This window comes from Acidobacteriota bacterium (genome assembly GCA_004299485.1).
In the GTDB taxonomy this organism is placed as follows: Bacteria; Acidobacteriota; Terriglobia; order Terriglobales; family SCQP01; genus SCQP01.
Map to the genome: position 1 here is coordinate 297,603 of SCQP01000001.1, position 19,470 is coordinate 317,072.

General features: G+C 64.5%; 18 protein-coding genes and 2 pseudogenes. 12 read left to right on the forward strand and 8 right to left on the reverse strand.

Annotation, left to right across the window (positions count from 1 at the left end):
* From EPN33_01340 to EPN33_01350, 3 genes are all read left to right on the forward strand, one after another.
* Complete coding sequence (locus EPN33_01340) at positions 1-1,245, forward strand: beta-ketoacyl-[acyl-carrier-protein] synthase family protein (protein TAN24437.1); 1,245 nt, start codon at positions 1-3, stop codon at positions 1,243-1,245.
* 3 nt (positions 1,246-1,248) lie between these two features.
* The gene (locus EPN33_01345) at positions 1,249-2,586 is read left to right on the forward strand and encodes a phenylacetate--CoA ligase family protein (protein TAN24438.1); all 1,338 of its coding nucleotides are present in this window, start codon (positions 1,249-1,251) and stop codon (positions 2,584-2,586) included.
* A gap of 82 nt (positions 2,587-2,668) precedes the next feature.
* A complete protein-coding gene (locus tag EPN33_01350) occupies positions 2,669-3,925 on the forward strand; it encodes a DegT/DnrJ/EryC1/StrS family aminotransferase (GenBank protein ID TAN24439.1) in 1,257 nt (418 codons plus the stop codon).
* Between the two features lie 4 nt (positions 3,926-3,929).
* Here EPN33_01350 and EPN33_01355 read toward each other — a convergent pair whose 3' ends face one another.
* From EPN33_01355 to EPN33_01380, 6 genes and pseudogenes are all read right to left on the reverse strand, one after another.
* Positions 3,930-4,427: a type II toxin-antitoxin system VapC family toxin gene (locus EPN33_01355; protein ID TAN24440.1), complete on the reverse strand. Its 498-nt coding sequence runs from the start codon at positions 4,425-4,427 to the stop codon at positions 3,930-3,932.
* The gene (locus EPN33_01360; GenBank protein TAN24441.1) at positions 4,322-4,582 is read right to left on the reverse strand and encodes a ribbon-helix-helix protein, CopG family; all 261 of its coding nucleotides are present in this window, start codon (positions 4,580-4,582) and stop codon (positions 4,322-4,324) included. Before EPN33_01360 ends, EPN33_01355 begins: the two co-directional genes overlap by 106 nt.
* Positions 4,583-4,748: 166 nt before the next feature.
* A pseudogene (locus EPN33_01365) lies at positions 4,749-7,286 on the reverse strand (hypothetical protein).
* A 178-nt stretch (positions 7,287-7,464) separates the two neighbouring features.
* Positions 7,465-8,004, reverse strand: a complete 540-nt coding sequence (locus EPN33_01370) for a DNA starvation/stationary phase protection protein (GenBank protein ID TAN24442.1) — start codon at positions 8,002-8,004, stop codon at positions 7,465-7,467.
* Positions 8,005-8,030: 26 nt separating this feature from the next.
* Positions 8,031-9,182, reverse strand: a complete 1,152-nt coding sequence (locus tag EPN33_01375) for a glutathione-dependent formaldehyde dehydrogenase (GenBank protein ID TAN24443.1) — start codon at positions 9,180-9,182, stop codon at positions 8,031-8,033.
* Positions 9,183-9,983, reverse strand: coding sequence for a hypothetical protein (locus EPN33_01380; GenBank protein TAN24444.1), 801 nt, complete (start codon positions 9,981-9,983; stop codon positions 9,183-9,185). It lies immediately after the preceding gene.
* Between the two features lie 144 nt (positions 9,984-10,127).
* On the opposite strand from EPN33_01380, the gene EPN33_01385 reads away from it, so the two are divergent.
* The 4 genes from EPN33_01385 to EPN33_01400 all read left to right on the forward strand — a co-directional run bounded on the left by EPN33_01385 (position 10,128) and on the right by EPN33_01400 (position 13,831).
* The gene (locus tag EPN33_01385; protein TAN24445.1) at positions 10,128-10,544 is read left to right on the forward strand and encodes a PaaI family thioesterase; all 417 of its coding nucleotides are present in this window, start codon (positions 10,128-10,130) and stop codon (positions 10,542-10,544) included.
* Between the two features lie 17 nt (positions 10,545-10,561).
* Positions 10,562-11,353, forward strand: coding sequence for a hypothetical protein (locus EPN33_01390; protein ID TAN24446.1), 792 nt, complete (start codon positions 10,562-10,564; stop codon positions 11,351-11,353).
* 240 nt (positions 11,354-11,593) lie between these two features.
* On the forward strand, positions 11,594-12,751 hold the full coding sequence (locus EPN33_01395) for an MFS transporter (protein TAN24447.1): 1,158 nt from the start codon (positions 11,594-11,596) through the stop codon (positions 12,749-12,751).
* Between the two features lie 141 nt (positions 12,752-12,892).
* On the forward strand, positions 12,893-13,831 hold the full coding sequence (locus EPN33_01400) for a hypothetical protein (protein TAN24448.1): 939 nt from the start codon (positions 12,893-12,895) through the stop codon (positions 13,829-13,831).
* A gap of 50 nt (positions 13,832-13,881) precedes the next feature.
* On the opposite strand, the gene EPN33_01405 is transcribed toward EPN33_01400, so the two are convergent.
* Positions 13,882-15,303, reverse strand: coding sequence for a hypothetical protein (locus tag EPN33_01405; GenBank protein TAN24449.1), 1,422 nt, complete (start codon positions 15,301-15,303; stop codon positions 13,882-13,884).
* A gap of 189 nt (positions 15,304-15,492) precedes the next feature.
* Between EPN33_01405 and EPN33_01410 the strand changes: the two genes are divergently transcribed.
* The 4 genes from EPN33_01410 (at position 15,493) to EPN33_01425 (ending at position 17,513) form a co-directional block, all read left to right on the forward strand.
* A complete protein-coding gene (locus EPN33_01410) occupies positions 15,493-15,888 on the forward strand; it encodes a hypothetical protein (GenBank protein TAN24450.1) in 396 nt (131 codons plus the stop codon).
* Positions 15,889-16,177: 289 nt separating this feature from the next.
* The gene (locus EPN33_01415; GenBank protein TAN24451.1) at positions 16,178-16,438 is read left to right on the forward strand and encodes a hypothetical protein; all 261 of its coding nucleotides are present in this window, start codon (positions 16,178-16,180) and stop codon (positions 16,436-16,438) included.
* Positions 16,435-16,995, forward strand: a complete 561-nt coding sequence (locus EPN33_01420) for a hypothetical protein (GenBank protein ID TAN24452.1) — start codon at positions 16,435-16,437, stop codon at positions 16,993-16,995. Before EPN33_01415 ends, EPN33_01420 begins: the two co-directional genes overlap by 4 nt.
* Positions 16,992-17,513, forward strand: coding sequence for a hypothetical protein (locus tag EPN33_01425; GenBank protein TAN24453.1), 522 nt, complete (start codon positions 16,992-16,994; stop codon positions 17,511-17,513). Before EPN33_01420 ends, EPN33_01425 begins: the two co-directional genes overlap by 4 nt.
* Positions 17,514-17,853: 340 nt before the next feature.
* Here EPN33_01425 and EPN33_01430 read toward each other — a convergent pair whose 3' ends face one another.
* A complete protein-coding gene (locus EPN33_01430; protein ID TAN24454.1) occupies positions 17,854-18,762 on the reverse strand; it encodes a pirin family protein in 909 nt (302 codons plus the stop codon).
* 96 nt (positions 18,763-18,858) lie between these two features.
* On the opposite strand from EPN33_01430, the pseudogene EPN33_01435 reads away from it, so the two are divergent.
* Positions 18,859-18,972: pseudogene (locus EPN33_01435) on the forward strand (XRE family transcriptional regulator).
* Positions 18,973-19,470: the final 498 nt, after the last annotated feature.

Genomic DNA, 19,470 nt, shown 5'->3' on the forward strand with positions numbered 1-19,470 from the left:
ATGCCGCGCTGCGTGGTAACGGGGGTGGGGGTGGTATCGCCGCTGGGGTGCGGGCTGGAGGCGAACCGCGCGGGACTGGAGCGCGGAGTGAACGGGATCATTCCGCTGCGGGCGTTTCCGGCGCAGGGGTTTCCGATTTCGTGCGCGGGCGAGGTGTGCGACGAGCGCATTCCGGCGGGGGCGGCGCGGATGGAAGCCATGGCGCTGTGGGCGCTGGGAGAGGCGCTGGCGATGGCGGCGTTGCCGCCGGCGGCGCCGCAGGCGGAACGGGCGATTTCGTTCGCTATTGGCAAGGCGACGCTGGAGCTGGATCCGCTGGCGCAGCGTTGTGCGGAGGATGCGGCGCGGCTGGGGCTGGAGCAGCTCGATCCCGAGAATCTGCTGCGGCATTTTCCGGACCTGGAGCAGCACCGGAATTACTACGACATCAGCGCGGTGCTGGAGCGGCTGGCGGCGCGGGCGGGGGTGGGCGGCGCGCGCTACTCCTGCTACACGGCGTGCGCCAGCGGGAATGACGCCATCGGACTGGGCAAGCGGCTGATCGAGCGGGGCGAGGCGGAGGTGGTGATTGCGGGCGGGACCGACTCGCAGGTGCATCCGCTGAGCATGCTGGAGTACGAGATGCTGTCGGCGCTGTCACGGGAGCCGGCGGCGACGGCGTGCCGTCCGTTTGACCGTAAGCGCAGTGGGTTTGTGGTGGGCGAAGGCGCGGCGGTGCTGGTGCTGGAAGCGGCGGAGCACGCACGCGCGCGCGGGGCGCGGGTGCTGGCGGAGCTGGCCGGATATGGAAGCTCGATGGACGCCTACGGGCTGACGAAGTGCCATCCCAAAGGGCGCGGGGCGGCGCAGTCGATCCGGGTGGCGCTGGCGGATGCGGACCTGGCGCCGGGCGACATTGACTACTTGAACGCGCACGGGACGGGAACGCTGCTGAACGATCAGTCGGAGGCGGCGGCGATTCATGACGTCTGGGGCGCGGATACGGCGCGGCTGCCAGTGAGTTCGACCAAGGGGATGACCGGACATCTGCTGATTGCGGCCTCGGCGGTGGAGGCGGTGTTCAGCCTGATCGCGCTGGAGGAGCACCTGCTGCCGCCCAATCTCAACTACGCGAATCCGGATCCGGAGTGCGAGTTGAATCTCATTACGGCGCCGGGCACGCGTGCAGCGCTGCGGACGGTGATGTCGAACGGGTTTGGATTTGGAGGGCAGAATTCGAGTTTGATTCTGCGGTTACCGGCATAAGCCATGAACATTGATTCTCTATTTGGGTTTGTTGATCATCTTTTTTTACGCTCGACCGCAAGCCGGGTGCGGGTGGCGCGGCATCTGTCGCCGCACACGGTGCGGCTGCTGCAGCGGGCAAAATTCCGGGTGCTGATGGAACACGCGGCGAAGCACTCGCGTTTCTACCAGGAGAAATTCCGGGAGCACGGCATTGACTGGCGCAAGGTGCGCAGCCATGCCGACCTGGGCGATTTTTTCACGACCGCGGATGACCTGCGCACCCGGCCGATCGAGGATTTCCTGTGCGGAAGGCCGGAATTTGGATTCGAGACGACGGGCACGTCGATGGGCGTGAACAAGCGGGTGTACTTTTCCTACGAGGAAATGAAGGAGTACGGGCGCGACGGCGCGGTGGGGATGTGGAACCTGGGACTGCGGCCGGACGACGTGGTGGCCGATGGGTTCGACTACTCGTTCTGGAACGCACCCTTTACGGCGTATTACACGGTGGAGGCGATGGGATCGTTCCACGTGATCGGAGCGTTTGTCGAGCCGCGGGAATTCTATGAACGCATCCGGGGCTACAAGCCAACGGTGATCATGGGCGTGCCCACGCACCTGGTGCGGGTGACGGAAGTGGCGGAGCAGGAGGGCATCTGGCCGGTGAAGTTCCTGCTGCTGGGCGGGGAGAACCTGAGCGAGCGGACGCGCAAGTACATTGAAGGCGTCTGGCAGGCGAAGGTGTACCTGAGCTATGGACAGACGGAGGCGTTCGGGTGCAACGGCATCGAATGCCCCGACAAGGGCGGCTATCACTTGAGCGAGCTGAGTCTGGTGAGTGAAGTGACGGACACGAACGAGGAAGGCTACGGCGAGCTGACGTATTCGACGCTGAACCGCAACGTCATGCCGCTGCTGCGCTACCGCTCGGCCGATATCACGCGCTGGGCAACGGACGGAGAGTGCAACTGCCTGCTGCGGTTCACGCCGCGCATCGCCAAGATCATCGGGCGCAGCGATGAGCTGATCAACTGCTCGATGGGCAATATCAGCCCATACTGGTTCGAGGAGATGCTGCGGGATATTCCGCAGATTACCGACGACTGGCAGGTGATCGTGCGGCGCGGGGATCGCGACGACCGGATCGAATTCAACATGGAGCTGCGGCCGGGCGGGGATGCCGAGGCCGTGAAGGAGCAGTTGTTCAAAAACATCCAGGAACGGTTCCCGGATTGCTGGCGGTACTACACGAAGAAGTTCTTTGAGTTTGATTTCCGGTTCCATCCGCCCCGGACGCTGAGCGGCGGGCGGAAGCTGCGGCGGCTGATCGATGCGCGTGCGCAGGCGTGGGCGGAGTAGCAGTTGTCAGTTATCAGTTGTCAGTTGTCAGTTTTGACGAGGCGTCGGCGGGAGCTGGTGGTGATCGCGAAAGGATGAAGGAATGAAAGCTTTGGATGCGGAACTGGCGGTGAAGGGGGGAGCGAAGGCGGTGGAGGATTCCCTGTCCCGGGTGCATTGGCCGATCGTGACCGACGAGGATCGGGCGGCGGTGAACCGGGTGATGGACCGGCAGATACTGTGGGCGCAGACGCGGCCGGAGGGTCTGTACGCGCCCGAGCAGCAGGCGCTGGAGCAGGAGTTTGCGCAATTTCTGGGCATCAAGCATGTACTCGCCACCAACGGCGGCACGGCGGGGCTGCATATGGCGCTGGTGGCGGCGGGAGTTGAGCCGGACGACGAGGTGATTACTTCGGCGTTTTCGTTTCTGGCGACGCCGGCGGCGATTCTGCATGCAGGCGCCAAGCCGGTGTTCGTCGATATCGATCCGCGCACGTTCAATATGGACCCGAAGCAGATTGAGGCGAAGATCACGCCGCGAACCAAGGCGCTGATGGTGGTCGATATTCACGGGCTGTGCGCGGATTTTGATCCGATTCTGGCGATTACGCGGAAGCACAAGCTGGCTCTGACGGAAGACGCGTGCCAGGCGCCGGGAGCGACGTATAAGGGCAAGCAGGCGGGGACGTTTGGCGTGGCGTCGGGGTTCAGCGTGAACGGGACCAAGAATTTTGCCGTGGGCGAAGGCGGATTCATGGTGACCGACGACGACGACTGCTATTTCAAGGGCAATTGGCTGAAGCAGGTGGGCGAGGGGCTGCCGGAGACGGACCGGACGATGGAGTTTCAGCATCTGCTGGCGTGGAATTACCGCGTGCAGGAGCTGCCCTGCGCGTTCGGGCGCAGCCAGTTGGCGCGGCTCGGTGAGGTGAACGCCACCGGACAGCGGAACGCGAAGATTCTGGACGGCTATCTCAACGATCTGCCGGGCGTGAAGGCGCCGTATGTGCCGCAGGAGTGCGTTTCGGTGTACCACAAGTACCGGGTGACGCTCGTGCCCGAGGAGCTGAAGACGAAGCTGCGCGGGGCGGCGCTGCGCGATGCCTTCATGGCGGCGCTGCGGGCCGAGGGCGTGGATGTGGATACCTGGGGCGCGGCGCCGCTGTCGGAGCATCCGATGATCAAGGCGCGGTATCCGGAAGACCGGGCGGAGAACTATCCCACGACGGTCGCCATGTTTGCTAACTCGTTCTGCGTAACCAACGACGAGTATCCGATCTATGCGCAACCGGAAGCGCTGATGCACGCCTACGGGGAGGCGATCCGGAAGGTGGCGCAGGGCGCGGCGCGGCTGGGGTGACGGCTCAGCCGAAAACTTCGCAGCCCTGTTCGTCGAAGTCGCGGTCGTAGGTCCACACCTCGGCGAGCGCGTGCTGGCGCATTGCCGCAAGCGAAACCGCGTCCACAAGGCTGAGGCGGCGCGTGCTAGCGCGCCAGAGCTCCAGGCCGGCGAGATGCAGGCGTTCGTCCACCCAGAGGACTTCGAAAAGGGGCACAAGGCCCTGCTCGAACGCACCAGCCCGCTCACGGCCGAAACGCCGATCTAACAGCGCATGGGATTCGAGCAGCACGTAGGAGGTGGCGATGAGGTGGGAGCGGCGGAGCGTCACCTGCTGGAACGCCGCGACCGCGCGTGGATGGAAGCGGTCGATGGGGCTCACCAGCGCGATCAGTGCCGAGGTGTCGACCAGCAAACCTACCAGCGCGAGCCCTCGTTCAGGTAGCGGTCGTGATTTTCTGCGATATCGGTTTCGCCATGGAGCGGCGTCGCGGAACCGATGAATCGCTGCGCGCGGACGTATTTGGCGGCGAGGTCATCGCGCTTGGCCTGCTCAGTCGCAGCGGCCTGGTCGATCGCGCGGCGGATGATTTCCGATAAGGAGACGCGGTCGTCGTGGGCCTTTTGGCGCAGGAAGCGGGCCTGCTGCTCGGTGATCTGGATCTGCGTGCGGACCATACCGCGAGTGTAATCACATCATGATGGCATGTCAACGCCCGCCGAAGCGGCCACGGGCGGGGGTCTTGGGGGCTTGGATGGCTTCGGGACCGGGGTCTTTCGCGGGGATTTCTCTGGGGGCGGGGGGCCAGCCGAACTCGGTGGGGTGGGCGGAGGCGGGGGAGTCGTAGAGGGCGTTAAAGATGAGCGGGTAGGTGCCGTGGGACTGGCCGCGCCACTGGGGTTTGAAGCCGAACAGGTAGATGCGGCCTCTGCCGTAGGCGGCTTCGAGCTCGGCGGCTTTGCCTTCGAGATATTCCGGGCCGAGTAAGAAGCCGCTGGCGAGGGGGTTTTCGCGGTTGGGGTAGACGACGAGGACGCGGCCGCGGAAACCTTTTTCGGTGGCGAAGGCGAGGCTGTTGTCAAACATCGCGGCCTGGGCGGCGGGCATGCCCCAGGTGCCGGCGATTTCGGGCTGCTCGACGTGGGTCCAGATGAGCGAGCCGGCACTGTAGAACTTGCTGGGGCTGACGCCGTGCAGCACGTCCGTGACCGGGAGGCCGAAGTGCTCGATGGCGAACAGCGACGCCTGATTGAAGCAGATGAGGGTGCCACCGTTGGCGACGAACTTGCGCAGGTTAGCGACGCCCTGCTTGCCGACGCCGCCGACGTAGGGGCCGGGCATCACGCCGTCGGGCCAGCCGTTGAGGATGCCGGAGGCGCGCTGATCGGGCAGGATGATGGCGTCGAGGCGGGCGTTGAGGTTGCTGGCCTGGATGTCGGCGTTGCGCAGCAGGACGGGCGGGAAGTCGTAGTTTTGCAGGATCCAGCGCGTCCAGCCCATGTCGATGTTGGCCTGCCAGGAACGGTAGAGGCCGACGCGGGGCTTGCGCGTGGCGACGGCGCCATCGGGGACGGCGGCGGCGGCGCGAGCCGAGGTCTGGGCTTGATCAAGGATGGACTGCATTTGGGAGCGGCTGAGGCCGCTGACGGCGGCGGTACCGGCGGGCAGGTCTTTATTGGCGCCGGAGGTGACGACGCTGACGTGGGCGCCGGCATCGAGGGCCAGGTTCATGGCGTGGAAGTGCTGGTCGGAGTCGGGCGGCAGCAGGAATACATCGCCGCTGCCGGTGATTTTGCCATTGGGCGTGCTCACGGCCGGCAGCAGGGTGAGGCCGGCGAGCTGCGCGGCGGTGATGGGCTGATCGACTTTGTCGACTTCGACGTTCATTTGCTCCGGCAGCGTCCAGCCGGCGACGTCGTAGGGGCGGACGGGGCGGCCATTGGCGGTGATGCTGGGATAGACCTGGGGCTGCATCAGCTCACGGACCAACTCAGAAAAGGGCTGGTTCATGAGGATGACCCAGGAGCCGGCGGGATAGGTACGGTCGTTGGCGGCGAACGAGGTCTTGACCTGATGCACTTCGACGCCGTTGACGGAGAAGACTTTGGCCAGGCGCGCAGCTTCGGCAAGACGGGGCTGGTCGGCGGGGATGACGTAGGCGTAGGGCGGATTGTTGGTGAACTTCTCGATGGCGTCGCGACCGGTCTGGTACTTGTTGTAGAGCAACTGCTCGTGGTACTTGGCGGCGGTGTCGAGCACCGACATGGAGGCGCCGACCATATAGCGCACGGCGTCGCCGAGGCGCCACCAGCCGCCGCGCCAGGGGCTGTTGTAGAAGATCTGGGGCTTGAGGTTGCGGTAGGCGGCGGGAAAATCGCGCAGGGTGTAGAAGTGGGGGGTGGCGTAGCCGAAGAGCGCGGTTTCGGTGAAGAAGGCGATTTCGTTGCGGAAAATACCGGTGAAGTCCTGATAGCCGGGATACCAGTTGTCGAAGCCGACGCGGTGGATGGCGCCGGGCATGCCGTGCTCGTCGAGATAGGTGCCCATGGCGATGCCGATCTGGTTAAGCCAGCGCATGTTGATGGGATTGATGTTGGGCGAGACGGGATCGACGAAGGGCGGGATGAAGATGCGGGCGGGAAAGGGCGCGGTCTGGTGCTGGGTGTACCAGATCTCGGGATTCCATTTGAGCTCCTGTGTGGTGATTTCCTGTGACTCGAGCATGTTGTTCATATAACCGTCACGGTTATTGTCATGGCCGACATACTTTTGAAACAGAAACGGAATGGGAGCGACTTCGAAGCTGGTGCCCAGGTTTTTGCGATACCAGGCGACGACTTCGTTCTGGCCGTCGGGGTTGAGGGTGGGCCAGAGGACAAAGATGACGTTGTTGAGGATGGCGGAGATCCGGGGGTCGTTTTGCGCCGAGCAGAGCTTGTAGGCGAGGGCGATCATGCTCTGGCCACCGGCGACTTCGGTGGAGTGCATGCCGCCATCGATGTGGACCACGACCTTGCCCTGCTGGGCCAACTGATGCGCCTGGGCATCGGTGAGGCCGCGCGCCCAGGTGAGGCGGCGGTTGATCTCGAGGTAATGGTCGAGCTGGGCGAGGTTCTGAGGCGCGGAGATGACGGTGAGGTAGATTGCGAGACCGCGCGAGGTCTTGCCGACATCGAAGATTTTGATGCGGTTGGAGGCCGCGGCCAGCTTGCGGAAATAGCCGACGGCATCGGTGTAGCTGGCGAGCTTGAAGTCGGCGCCGGGGTTGTAGCCGAGCACGGACCTAGGCGTGGGGACGCTGGCGATGACACCATTGGGGGAGGCGGCGATATAGCCGGCTTGGGCTTGGACCAACGACGGCAGGGCCAAGCTCAGGGCCAAGAGGACGGCGAGTGACAGCGGCAGTTTGGGGAATCTCACGCCGTCAGCGTAAACAAACCCCCTAGAAAAGTAAACCGGACCGCAGGGACCCTCCTTCGCGCTGCGCGCTTCGGGTGGCCCGCCACTTTTTGCCCTGGTCGCTCCCGATGGTCGCAGGGTGTTTGCAGCAATGCGCGCGCTACAGCGCGCGTGTTGCTTCAAACAAAAACCAGGCGCGGCGTTCGGCCTCGTCGGTCCAGACTTCGATTAGGCTGGCGGAGGCGATGTCGCCGTGGTCATCGCAAACGCCGTGGGCCTGGCGCAGGTGCGCGGCCATGTCCTGATTGTCCTGGCGCAGCTCGGCCAGCATCTGATGAGGTTCGACGAACTCCTCGTCGTTGTCGGCGACACGCTGGCGGTCGGCAATGCCGCGGATGGAGTGCAGAGTGGGGCGGCCGAGCTTGCGCACCCGCTCGGCGATGGGGTCGCTCGTGGCGAGGACCTGCGCCGCCTGCTCGTCGAGCAGGAGATGGTAGTCGCGGAAGTGAGGGCCGCTCATGTGCCAGTGAAAGTTCTTGGTCTTGATGTAGAGGGCAAAGGAATCGGCCAGCAGCGTATTGAGGGCGAAGGCGATTTCGCGCGTGGCCTCATCGTCCAGATCGGAAGGGGTGTGGAGTTCGGCGATGGGAAGGGTTTGGGGGTTGCTGCTGTGGCGGGCGGCCAGGGTTGGCTTTTTCATGACAATACCTCTCTCTCGGATTCAAATTACGCTGCTTGCTGGGGCCAGGGGTTGAGCACCACTTTGATGCAGTCCTGTTGTTTGTGGTTGAAGAGGCGATAGGCTTCCGGCGCCTGGGCGAGCGGGCAGCGATGGGTGATGACAAAGGCAGGGTCGATTTCGCCCTGCTGGATGCGCTGCATCAAGGGTCGGAGATAGCGGTGGATGTGGGTGGGGCCCATGCGGAAGGTCAGGCCCTTGGCAAAAGCGGTGCCGAAGGGTACGCCGTTGAGGTCGCCTTCGTAAACGCCGGGGATGGAAACTGTGCCGCCTTTGCGGCAGGCGGCGATGGCCTGATGTAAGACCGTCGCGCCTTGACTGGAGCCGGGGCGGCGGCCATGCGGCTGCAGGCCGACGGCATCGATGCAGGCGTCGGGACCGCGGCCGCTGGTGCGCCAAAGCAGCTCTTCCTGCAGATCGTCCACCTGGTTCGGGTGCAGGGGCTCGGCGCCGCCGGCGGCCGCCATGCGGAGGCGCTCGGGAATGCGGTCGATCGCGATAACCCTGGCGGCGCCCAGTATCAGGGCGCTGCGGATGGCGAACTGGCCTACGGGACCGCAACCCCAGATGGCGACCGTGTTGCCGGGGTGGAGATCGCAATTTTCAGCGGCCATGTAGCCGGTGGGGAAAATATCGCTGAGCAACAGGGCCTGTTCGTCGCTCACGCCGTCGGGTATTTTCAGCGGGCCGACATCGGCGTAGGGGACGCGGACGTACTGCGCCTGACCGCCGGCGTAACCGCCCATGGGGTGGGAGTAGCCAAATAGCGCGCCGACGCCGTCACCGTAGATCCTGGAGGAAAGAGCGGCGTTGGGGTTGGAGTTGTCGCACAGCGCCCAGAGCTCATGGCGGCAGGCATAGCATTGGCCGCAGCTTATGGCAAAAGGCACGACGACGCGATCGCCGCGCTGGAGCTTTTTCACCTCCGGGCCGGTCTCGACGACTTCGCCGGTAAACTCGTGGCCGAGGATGTCGCCGGCCGCCATGCCGGGAACAGCACCGTGTAGCAGATGCAAATCGGAACCGCAGATGGCGGTGCGGGTGACGCGCAGAATGGCGTCGGTGGGGAGCAGGAGTTTGGGGTCGGCGACGGTTTCGACGCGGACATCGTTTTTGCCGTACCAGCACAGGGCCTGCATTTAACCTACCTTCCGCTCGGGCTGAAACTGCGGACCCTTGAGGATGCGGAGCAAGACGCGGCCTTTGCGGCTGCGGCGGCCGGCGGGCTGGCCAGTGGTGGTGGCGAGCGCACCGGTTTCGGCGAGCGAGCGCAGGCGGCGCAGGGAGGTGCGCATACCGGCGGCAATCCGCGCGCGTACCCAAGGGAGCGACGGCGCGTCCAGGACGGCGAAGCGCAGTTGCACCTCCGTACACTCGGCTTCGCCAGAGCGCCTGGGACACGGGCGCAGTTGCAAGAGGCCGCGTGGAGAGACACGCAGGTGGCTCGCCACTTTTTGCCCTGGTCGCTCCCGTTGGTCGCTTGGAGTGCGGACTTCGATTCCCGGCAGGGTCCGCCCGCTGCCGCTCCGGGCTCCTCCAAGCTGCCGCCAATGGCGGACGGGCAGGCCGGGGCGGAAAAGAATTTGCAGATTTTCCGTGACCCATTCGAGACGCTCGGACGGCTGCTCGTGGGTGAGGTGGATTTCGCCGGTGATGTGGCCGCCGTTGGGGAAGTCGCGGCGGAAGCGCCAGTTGGCGCCGTTCCCGGCGAGGGGCGTGACCTTGGCCTGGCGCAACTGGGCGTGCACATGCGGGTCGCGCCAGAGCTCGTAAATACGAGCGGCCGGGGCCTGGATGGTGATGGTAGCGCGCAAGAGGAGCTCGCGCGGCAAGGCGCGCGCCCGGCGGCGCGCCCACACCATGGCGGCGGTTGCGCCGGCGCCGACGAGCGCCCATGCCCAGGGAGGAACCGAGGAGCGTTGTTTGGCACAGCCGCGCATGAGCCTGATGGATGCGAGCGCGGTGGTTCGAGCTGTCTGGTGGCTCGCCACCTTTTGCCCTGGTCGCTCCGGTTGGTCGCTTGGAGTGCGGGCTTCGATTCCCGGCTTGGAGGGTGATGCTGATTTTGCTCTAAGCTGAATAACATGATTGAAACACTGGCGCCGGTTCCGGATAACCAATGTTTTGGCTGTGGTGGAGGGAACGCACACGGGCTGCGGCTGAGCTTTGAGCTGGACCGGGAACAACGGCAGGTGCAGGGGCGATTCCGGATTGGGGCGGAGTTTCAGGGCAGCCAGGGGATATTGCACGGCGGCATCATCGCACTGCTGTTGGATGAGGCCATGGGCAAGCTGACCCGGCTGCACGGCGTGCGGGCCGTGACGGCGGAATTGGCGGTGGAGTATCTGCGGCCGATTCACGCGGAGGAAGAGATTGCGATCCGCGCGCAAGAAACGGCGCAGGACGGGCGCAATCTACACTTTGCTGCAGAGATTCAGAATGATCAAGGCAAGTTGCTGGCGCGGGGACGGGGACGGTTCGTGGTCATCGGAATGCGGTAGGCCGCTATAATCTTTGCATGCACATCAAGGGAGTCGCGGCGGGGTTGGCGCTGGTCCTGATGACGGGCACGCTGGCGTTCGCGCAGACGGCAACGATTCCCACCGGGCCTTCCGAGCGGGACAGTCTGAAGGCGATGGTGCAGATCTTCAATGATCCGAACTCGCAGCCTTCGACTTTTGATGCTGCCATCGACAGCTTTCAGCAGCACTACCCGACGAGCAAGAACATGGTCCGGGTGCTGGTGCTGGCGGTGCGCTACCACCGCATGCGGCAGGAATTTCTGCCCGAGCTGCACTACGGGCTGGCGGCGCTGAAGCTGGATCCGCACGATTTGTACGTGATGTCGAGCCTGGGGATGACCATTCCGGACAACGTCAGCCCGAACGACCTGAACCTGGAACAACTGCTGAGCGAAGCGGAAAGCTACGACCAGCAGGTGCTGGCAGTGGTCAAGACGTTCCAGATTACGGCCAAGGGACTCGATTTTGCGGGGACGCATTATACGAAAAGGCGGGCGCACGAGCTGACCGACAATCTGGCCGGTCCGGCGTATGTTTCGCTGGGGCAGATTGCGATGCTGCGGCAGAAATATCCGGAGGCGGTGGCCGCATACAAGAGCGCGCTGGCGTTTCAGCCGGCCGCCGCCGTGCAGGCGCAGAGCTACTACCACATGGGCGCGGCGGAAGTGGCGGCACAGCAATTCGCCGCGGCCAAAACGGATCTGGCAAAGGCGCGCGCGCTGGCGCCCGGGTCGCGACTGCTGCAGAGAATGATTGCGGTGCAGGAAGCCAAACTCAACGGCAACTAGCCACTGCATGGCCCGTAACCCGCACCACCGCCCGCGCTCCGCTCGCATGGCGCGTAACTGCCGTCCGCAGGTGGCTCGCCACTTTTTGCCCTGGTCGCTCCCGTTGGTCGCTTGGAGTGCGGGCTTCGATTCCCGGCAGGGTCCGCCCGCTGGCGCTCCGGGCTACTCCAAGCTGCCGCCACAGGCGAAGGGTTGAGGGACTCCGCGCCCGAGCCGGCGCCGCCAATCCAGGCGCCATGGATGTTGCCCGTTATCTGCACCGCTGCCTTCCTGATCTTCGTTCAGGCCTTCATGGTGGCGCCGCTCATTCCGCACCTTGCGGCAGTCTTTCACACGAAGATCGCCTGGGTGGGGCTGGCGGTGCCGGCCTACCTTCTGCCTTACGGGACGACAACGCTGGCGTGGGGACCGCTCTCCGATCGTTTTGGACGACGCACGGTCATCCTGGTGTCACTGCTGCTGTTTATTGCGTTCACGATCGGCACGGCGTCGTCCGCCGGCATCATCGAATTTCTGGCGTGGCGCATGGCTGCGGGATTGGGTGCTGCGGGGGTGGTGCCGATCGGTCTTACCCTGATCGGTGATGTCGTGCCGTTTCGGCAGCGCGGCCGTGCCCTGGGCTGGCTGTTCGGCTCGATTGCCGGAGGGACCGCCACCGGGGCCACCGTGGGCGCGTTGCTGGTAACGGCGATTGGATGGCAGGGCCTGTTCCTCATCGTCGCTGCACTCTGCGCCCTCGTGGTCGTGCTCGCAATCACACTGCGGGCGATTCCGAGACTGCCCCGATCCGCAGCGCCGCCGCTGGCTGTGATCGTCCGCGGCTATTTTGCCTTGCTGGCGCTGGCGCGAGGGCGCCGCACCTACGCGTATGTGCTCCTCAATGCGGTTGTGCAATCGGGCGTCTACACCTGGTTGGGGGTGTATCTGCAACGGCGCTTCGGACTTGGCGAAGTTGGAATTGGATTCGCACTCCTCGGGTACGGCGTCCCCGGTCTGCTGTTTGGTCCGGTCATTGGCCGCCTGGCAGACCGCCACGGCCGCGCCCGCATCATTCCGGCGGGGGTGGCGCTTACCGGCGTGTGCGCGCTGCTGTTGGCCGCACCGCTCCCGTTGGTCGCGGTCCAGGCGGCCATCGTCGCCTTCTCGTTGGGCTTCGATCTGACCCAGCCTCTCCTCGCTGGCATCGTCACCGACCTGCGCGGAAACCGCGCCCAGGCGGTGAGCCTTATGGCGTTCGTCCTGTTTACCGGTTTTGGGTTCGGCAGCCTGTTGTTCCAGATCGTACTCACGCAAGGTTTTACGACGGCGCTCGTGCTGTTTGGCTCCGCGGCGCTGGTGGCGGCTGGAGTCGCGCTTTCTTTGTTCCGTGCAGAACGTCCACTCCCGAGTTGTCCGTGACGGTGGCTCGCCACTTTTTGCCCTGGTCGCTCCCGTTGGTCGCTTGGAGTGCGGGCTTCGATTCCCGGCGGGGTCCACCCGCTGGCGCTCAGGGATCCTCCAAGCTGCCGCCGTCGGCTATGCTTGGGGCAGGAGGCGGGCATGATTACGGAAGCGGGCTGGCCGGAATTGCCGTTGGCGGCTTGGCAGGAGAGCTACACGACGCTGCATCTGTGGACCCAAATCGTGGGGAAGGTGCGCACGGCGCTCAGCCCCCTGGTGAATCATTGGTGGAACTCGGCGCTGTACGTCTCGGCGCGTGGGCTGACGACGTCTCCGATACCGTGGAAGGGAGGGTCGTTTGAGGCGGAATTCGACTTCATCGATCATCAGCTTGCGCTGCGGGGCAGCGACGGGGCGCGGCAATATCTTCCGTTGTACCCGCACACGGTAGCGGATTTTCACCGCGAGTTTTTCGCGGTGCTGCAGACGTGGGGCATCGAGGTGGTGATCGCCGAGGGACCTTCGGAGATGGCAGATCCGATTCCGTTCGCGGAAGATAAGATTCACGCGGCGTACGATCCGGAATACGTCCAGCGCTTTCATCGCGTGCTGGTGTCGTGCGATGCGGTGTTCGAGGAGTTCCGGGCGCGGTTTATCGGCAAGGCGAGTCCGGTGCATTTTTTCTGGGGCAGCTTCGATCTGGCGGCGACGCGGTTTTGCGGACGGCGGGCGCCGGAGCGGCCGGGAGCGGATGCGATTACGCGCGAAGCCTATTCGCACGAGTGCAGCAGCGCCGGGTTCTGGCCGGGCGGCAGCGGGATAGATGCCGCGTTTTACGCCTATACCGTGCCGGCGCCGGAGGGATACGCGAAGCAGAAGATACGCCCGGCGGAGGCGTTTTTTCACCAGGGGCTAGGCGAGTTCATCCTGATGTACGATGTGGTGCGGCGCGCTGCTTCGCCGCGCGCGATGCTGCTGGATTTTCTGCAGAGCAGCTACGAAGCAGGAGCGAACCTGGCGGGCTGGGATCGCAAGGAGCTGGAGCGGGAGCCGGGGGCGGAGTGGCCGGAGGCTGCAGAGGTGCGGCGCACGGCGTAAGTGGCTCGCCACTTTTTGCCCTGGTCGCTCCCGTTGGCCGCGCGGGTGATTTATCTCACGCTCCAGATGGTGAGGGTGCCGATGGTGGAGCGGCGGTTGGCGTTGCCGTCGGTCATAAAGATGTGGCCGTCAATGACGACCGGGCTTTGCCAGTGGCCGCGTGGGCAGGCGAGTTGGGTGACCCGCTTGCCGCTGGCGGCTTCATAGACGTTGAGCAAACCCGCGGGATCGAAGACGTAGAGCAGGTCGCCGGCAACGAAGGGGCTGGTGCCGTCGGTGGCGTTTTTCCATTGGGTCGAGAGCTTGCGGTTGGCAAGCACCCAGGCTTCGGTGCCGGCGGCAGTGGCAGCAAAGACCCAGGTCTCGCCGTCATGTTGCCACACCGCAGGCTGACCGAAAAGCATTTCGCCGCGGCGGGTGTCGTTGGCGGGTAATCGTGCGACCTGGAGCTCGTGATCCTTATGGGGCGCGGTGCCGGCCATGGAGGCGATGCTGATGAGGCGGAAGGTGCCGTCTTTGCCGCCCTGAGCGATGATTCCGCCGCCGAGCCAAACCGGCGAGCTCGAGCCGACATCGAGATCGCGATCGTTGAGTTCATCGGTATTGGCGGGAGTATAGTTGCCCAGCATTTGGGTGGCGCCCGAGTTGAGCTGGATGACGGCATCGCCCCAGTTGGTTTTGCCGTTCCAGGCGGCGTTGCCGGTGGCGATGAAGATGTCGCCGGTGGCGGGATCGATCTGGGGGCCGGGACGGCCCCAGATGGCGGAGTCACTCTCGGAGCAAGTGCTGGGATCGAGCAGGCCGGGGCGGTCGCTGCAAAGCGAATTCCAGACGTGGAGCAACTCGCCGCTGGCGGCGTCAAGGACGGCAACGTGGCCCTGGTAGGGCGGACGGTCGCCGTTGTAGCCGGCGGTGACCGCGATGACGCGGCCGCGATCGACCTTGAGACCGGAATCCATCTTTTCGCGCAGCGGCAGCCGGGTGATGGAGGTGCGCCAGATTTGGTGGCCGTCGGCGACGGACAGCTTCTCGATATATCCGTCGGGCGAGGCAGTGTAGATGTGCTTGAGGTCTGGATCGGCGGCGGGAATGGAGTTGGTGACCTGATGACTGCCGGCGAGCTGGCTATAGCTCGAGGGCGTGTAGACCCAGAGAATTTTGCCGCTATCGGCGTCGATCGCCATGGTCTTGCCGTAGAGGGCGGTCAAAAAGAGGGTGTTGTGGCGCGCCCCCTTGACCATGGCTCCGTGCAGATAGATGCCGCTGGCATCGACGGTGCCGGGAAGCTGGACCTCGCGTTTGCTTAGCTTGGCGACGTTGGCGGCCGTGATACCGCCGGAGCTGGCGATGGCGCTGGGGCTGGTGAGTGAACCGCCGAACATCAGCCAGTCGCGAGCGGGGGTGGATTGGGCGGAGGCGGTCATCACCAAGCCAGCCCCGAGCAGAAACGAGAGAGCCAAGGAGTGTCTCATGCGGTGATTATAAGGCCACGGTTGGCAATCTCCTGGAACTTGGACTATAGTCGCGTTTATGAAGCGGAGCGCATGGACTGTCGTGCTGTTTCTGCTGGCGGCCACGTGCGTATGGGCGCAGAGTGGGCACAGCTTTGACTTGGCTGGCGGGGCGGGCACTGGCTTCGGGGGTAACTTTCACGGAGGGTTTTGACCGGCCGTCAGCGCGACGGGATGGTTTGGGCGCTGCTGGGGGCGAATGGAGAGTTTTCGTTCGCCTCCACGGATAACCCGCCCAACATCAGGCCTTGGGCGCTCGATGCCAACTTGGCGTTGCGGCCGGTGAACGGGCCGGTCACGCCGGTGATCTTGTTCGGCGTCGGCGTGCTGCAGTACGGCGTTGTTTCCTTGGGGTTGCCGAGCGGTTTTGGGCCGGGTTACATGTCGATCACGAATGCAGCTTACCATTTGGGTTTTGCGCTCAAGCGGTACATCCACGGCCGGTGGTTTCTGCGGCTCGGTTACAGCCTGTACTGGGCGCATCAGATTAAGGGCCATCCGCAGCGGATTACGGTGATGATCGGCTACACCTGGGGGAAGCCGTGAAGCGGTGCACGTTGATTGTGGTAGTGATGCTGGTGACGAGCGTGAACCTGGGTGCGCAGAGCATTGACGTGGCTGCGGGCGGTGGGACAGCGGCGTATACCGGTGTTCCGGGCGGCTTCTGGCCAGCATTTAGCGCCACCAAGATGTTCAACCCGCACATCGGCATAACGGCGCGTTTTCCTTTGATACCGGATCGCTCTCGTACCACCCGTGGCTGCTGGAGGCGAATCTGGCGCTGCGCCCAGCGCGCAAGCGGTTTACGCCGGAACTACTTATCGGCTATGCTGCGGTGGATCTCTCCGGACCGGGGCTGGTTGTGACCTGCGCTTCCAATCAGCCGGGACTCATCCTGTCCTGCGCTCAGCCGCGGCTGAGCCGGAATGCCTTTCATCTTGGCGGGGTGATCCGGACGTATCTGCAACGTCACGTATTTCTGCAGTTCGGCTACCACCTTTACCTCGGCAGCAGGTTGAACTTCACGGGATTTAGGTACGACACCAATGTTTCGCGTTTTGTGGTGATGATTGGCTACACGTGGGGGAAAGCATGAACAAGTGGGCGTGGGTCGCAGTGTTTTTTGTGCTCGCGGCGGTGAGCCTGGGCGCCCAAAGTGTCGATCTCGCTGCGGGGGGCGGTACGGCGCTCGCGGGCAAGCAGGTCGACAACAATGTGGCCGGTGGCTTCTGGCCGGAGTTGAGCGCCACCAAGATGTTCGACGCGCACATCGGCATCAATGGCGAGTTCTCGACGCATCTGGAGGTTGGAAAATTCGCTGCACACCCCTGGGTTCTGGACGCCAACTTCGTGCTGCGGCCGGGACCCATGCGCTTTACGCCGGAGCTGATGCTCGGCTACGGTTGGTTCGATACAGGGCCGGCCGACGTCGGCTGCGAAGCGAACCTGCTCGTGCCATGCACGATACCCAAGCTAAATCGCAGTAGCTTTCATTTGGGCGGAGCTGTCCGAACGTACCTGCAGGGGCCGGTTTTCCTGCAGGTCGAGTACCACCTTTATCTCGGCGATAGACTCTGGCTGGGTGAGAGCGGGTTTCGCGGCCGAATCACACGGCTTGCAGTCGTGCTCGGTTACACGTGGGGAAAAACATGAAAAGGTGCAAGCTCGTCATCATCCTTGTGCTCCTGGCAGCGGTCGGGCTGGGAGCGCAAAGCCTGGATCTGACCGCAGGGGCTGGCGCGGGGCTGGGCGGCAATTTCATGCACGGGTTTTGGCCGAGCTTCAGCGCAACCGGCTGGATTGACCAGAACGTAGGGTTCGAGGGCGGGATTGCATTTAATGTGGGCACCTCGGTGCGGAATTACGCTGCGGAGGGGAACCTCGCCGTCCGTGCCGCGGCGAAGAGTTGGACACCGGAATTCTTGCTTGGGTATGCGCGGCTGCAGACGGCGCAACCGAAGTGCAGCCTATGCCTCATCAATCCGCTCGCACCTGCGGCGTTTTCTTTGCCCAAATACAACACGTTCGATCTGGGCGTGGCGGTGAAGCACTATGTGTCCGGCGGCGCCTTTTTCCAGGCCGACTTCCGGACCTACTTCGGCGGCGGCAGCGAGTTTGGCCAGCCCTGGCGATTCGCGTTTTCGATCGGCTACACCATCGGCAAGCACTAGCGCGTCTTGAGGAAGGTGCCTTCCTGGAGCTCGCGATAGGCCTCGCGGAGCTGGGCATTTCTGGGCGCGGGCCCCAGCGCGGCTCATGCCGCGCGTCCCGCTTGTGCTCACGCCGGGTTGGGGGCCCGCAGCCCCAACCCGGCGCTGCGCTGCCGGCCACTCCGCCGCTTAGCGCGTCTTGAGGAAGGTGCCTTCCTGGAGCTCGCGGTAGGCCTCGCGGAGCTGGGCATTTCTGGGCGCGGGCCCCAGCGCGGCTCATGCCGCGCGTCCCGCTTGTGCTCACGCCGGGTTGGGGGCCCGCAGCCCCAACCCGGCGCTGCGCTGCTGGCCACTCCGCCGCTTAGCGCGTCTTGAGGAAGGTGCCTTCCTGGAGCTCGCGATAGGCCTCGCGGAGCTGGTCCTGAGTGTTCATCACGATGGGGCCGTACCAGGCGACGGGCTCCTCGATGGGCTTGCCGGAGACGAGGAGGAAACGGATGCCGTCTTCGCCGGCGTGGACTTCGAGCTCGTCGCCGCGGTCGAAGAGGATGAGGGAGCGATTTTCGACATCAGCGGGCGGGGGGGCGGTATCGAGCCAGCCGACAGGCTCGGTGGGTACGGCCAGCGGCTCGCTGGCGTTGCAGAACTTGCCGCTGCCGGCAAACACGTAAGCAAAAGCGTGGCGGGTGATCTCGACGGGGAGGGTGCGGCGGGTCCCGGGCGGGACGGAAACGTCGAGATAGACGGGATCGGCGGCCACACCTTCGACCGGACCTTTGCGGCCCCAGAAATTGCCGGAGACGACGCGGACGTGGGTGCCGTCGTCCTCGGTGCGCTCGGGGATCTCTTCGGCTTTGAACTCCTGGTAACGCGGGGCGATCATCTTCTGCGAAGAGGGCAGGTTGCCCCAGAGCTGAAAGCCGTGCATGCGTCCGGCAGCGTCCCCTTTGGGCATTTCCTGATGGATGATGCCGCTGCCGGCGGTCATCCATTGCACGTCTCCGGAGCCGATGGCGCCGCGGTGGCCCATGCTGTCGCCGTGCTCGACCGTGCCGGCGAGCACGTAGGTGATGGTCTCGATGCCGCGATGGGGATGCCAGGGGAAGCCGGCGAGGTAGTCGGCGGGGATGTCGTTGCGGAAGTCATCGAGGAGCAGGAAGGGATCAAAGTCTTTGGTGCTGCCCCAGCCGAAAGCGCGGCGGAGATGGACACCGGCGCCTTCGAGGGTAGGTTTGGCCTGGATGATTTTTTTAACGGGGCGGAGCGACATGGCGAAGCCTCCTGATGCCAGTCTACGCCGGAGGGCAAGTGTCGTATAACAGATTATGTTATATTGTGGTTGTGGGTGGGTGGAGGAGTGGACTGAATGAACGGGAGGGTGCTGAAAGATGCGCGGAGAGAGCGGGGCTGGACGCAGAAGCACGCGGCGGCGGTGTTGGGTGTGACGCAGGCGTACGTGTCGATGCTGGAGAGCGGGCGGCGCACGGTGCCACGCCGGCACGCGCGGCGGCTGGTGAGCCGGTTACGGCTTGCGCCGACCGCGCTACCGCTGAGCGCCGGCGTGGCGCCGGCTGGGGCGCCGAGTGAAGCAGTGCGGGATGAGTTGGCGGCGCTGGGGTATCCGGGGTTTGCCTACCTGCGCCGGAGCGGGGCGGCCAGGAGGCACAATCCCGCACAGGTGCTGCTCACCGGGCTCAGCACACCCGAACTGGACCGGCGCGTGGCGGAAGGGCTGCCGTGGCTGGTTTATGCTTTTGAGGAACTGGATCGAGACTGGCTGAACGGAAACGCCAAGATGCGGGATTGTCAAAATCGGCTGGGGTTCACGCTGGCGTTGGCGGCGGGGGTGGCGCGGAAGACAGGTGACGAGAAGCGGGCGCAGAGCCTGGAGCAGTGGGAGCGGGGGCTGGAACCTTCGCTGCTGGCGAGGGAAGACACGTATTGTCATGAGGCGATGACCGCGACCGAGCGCACGTGG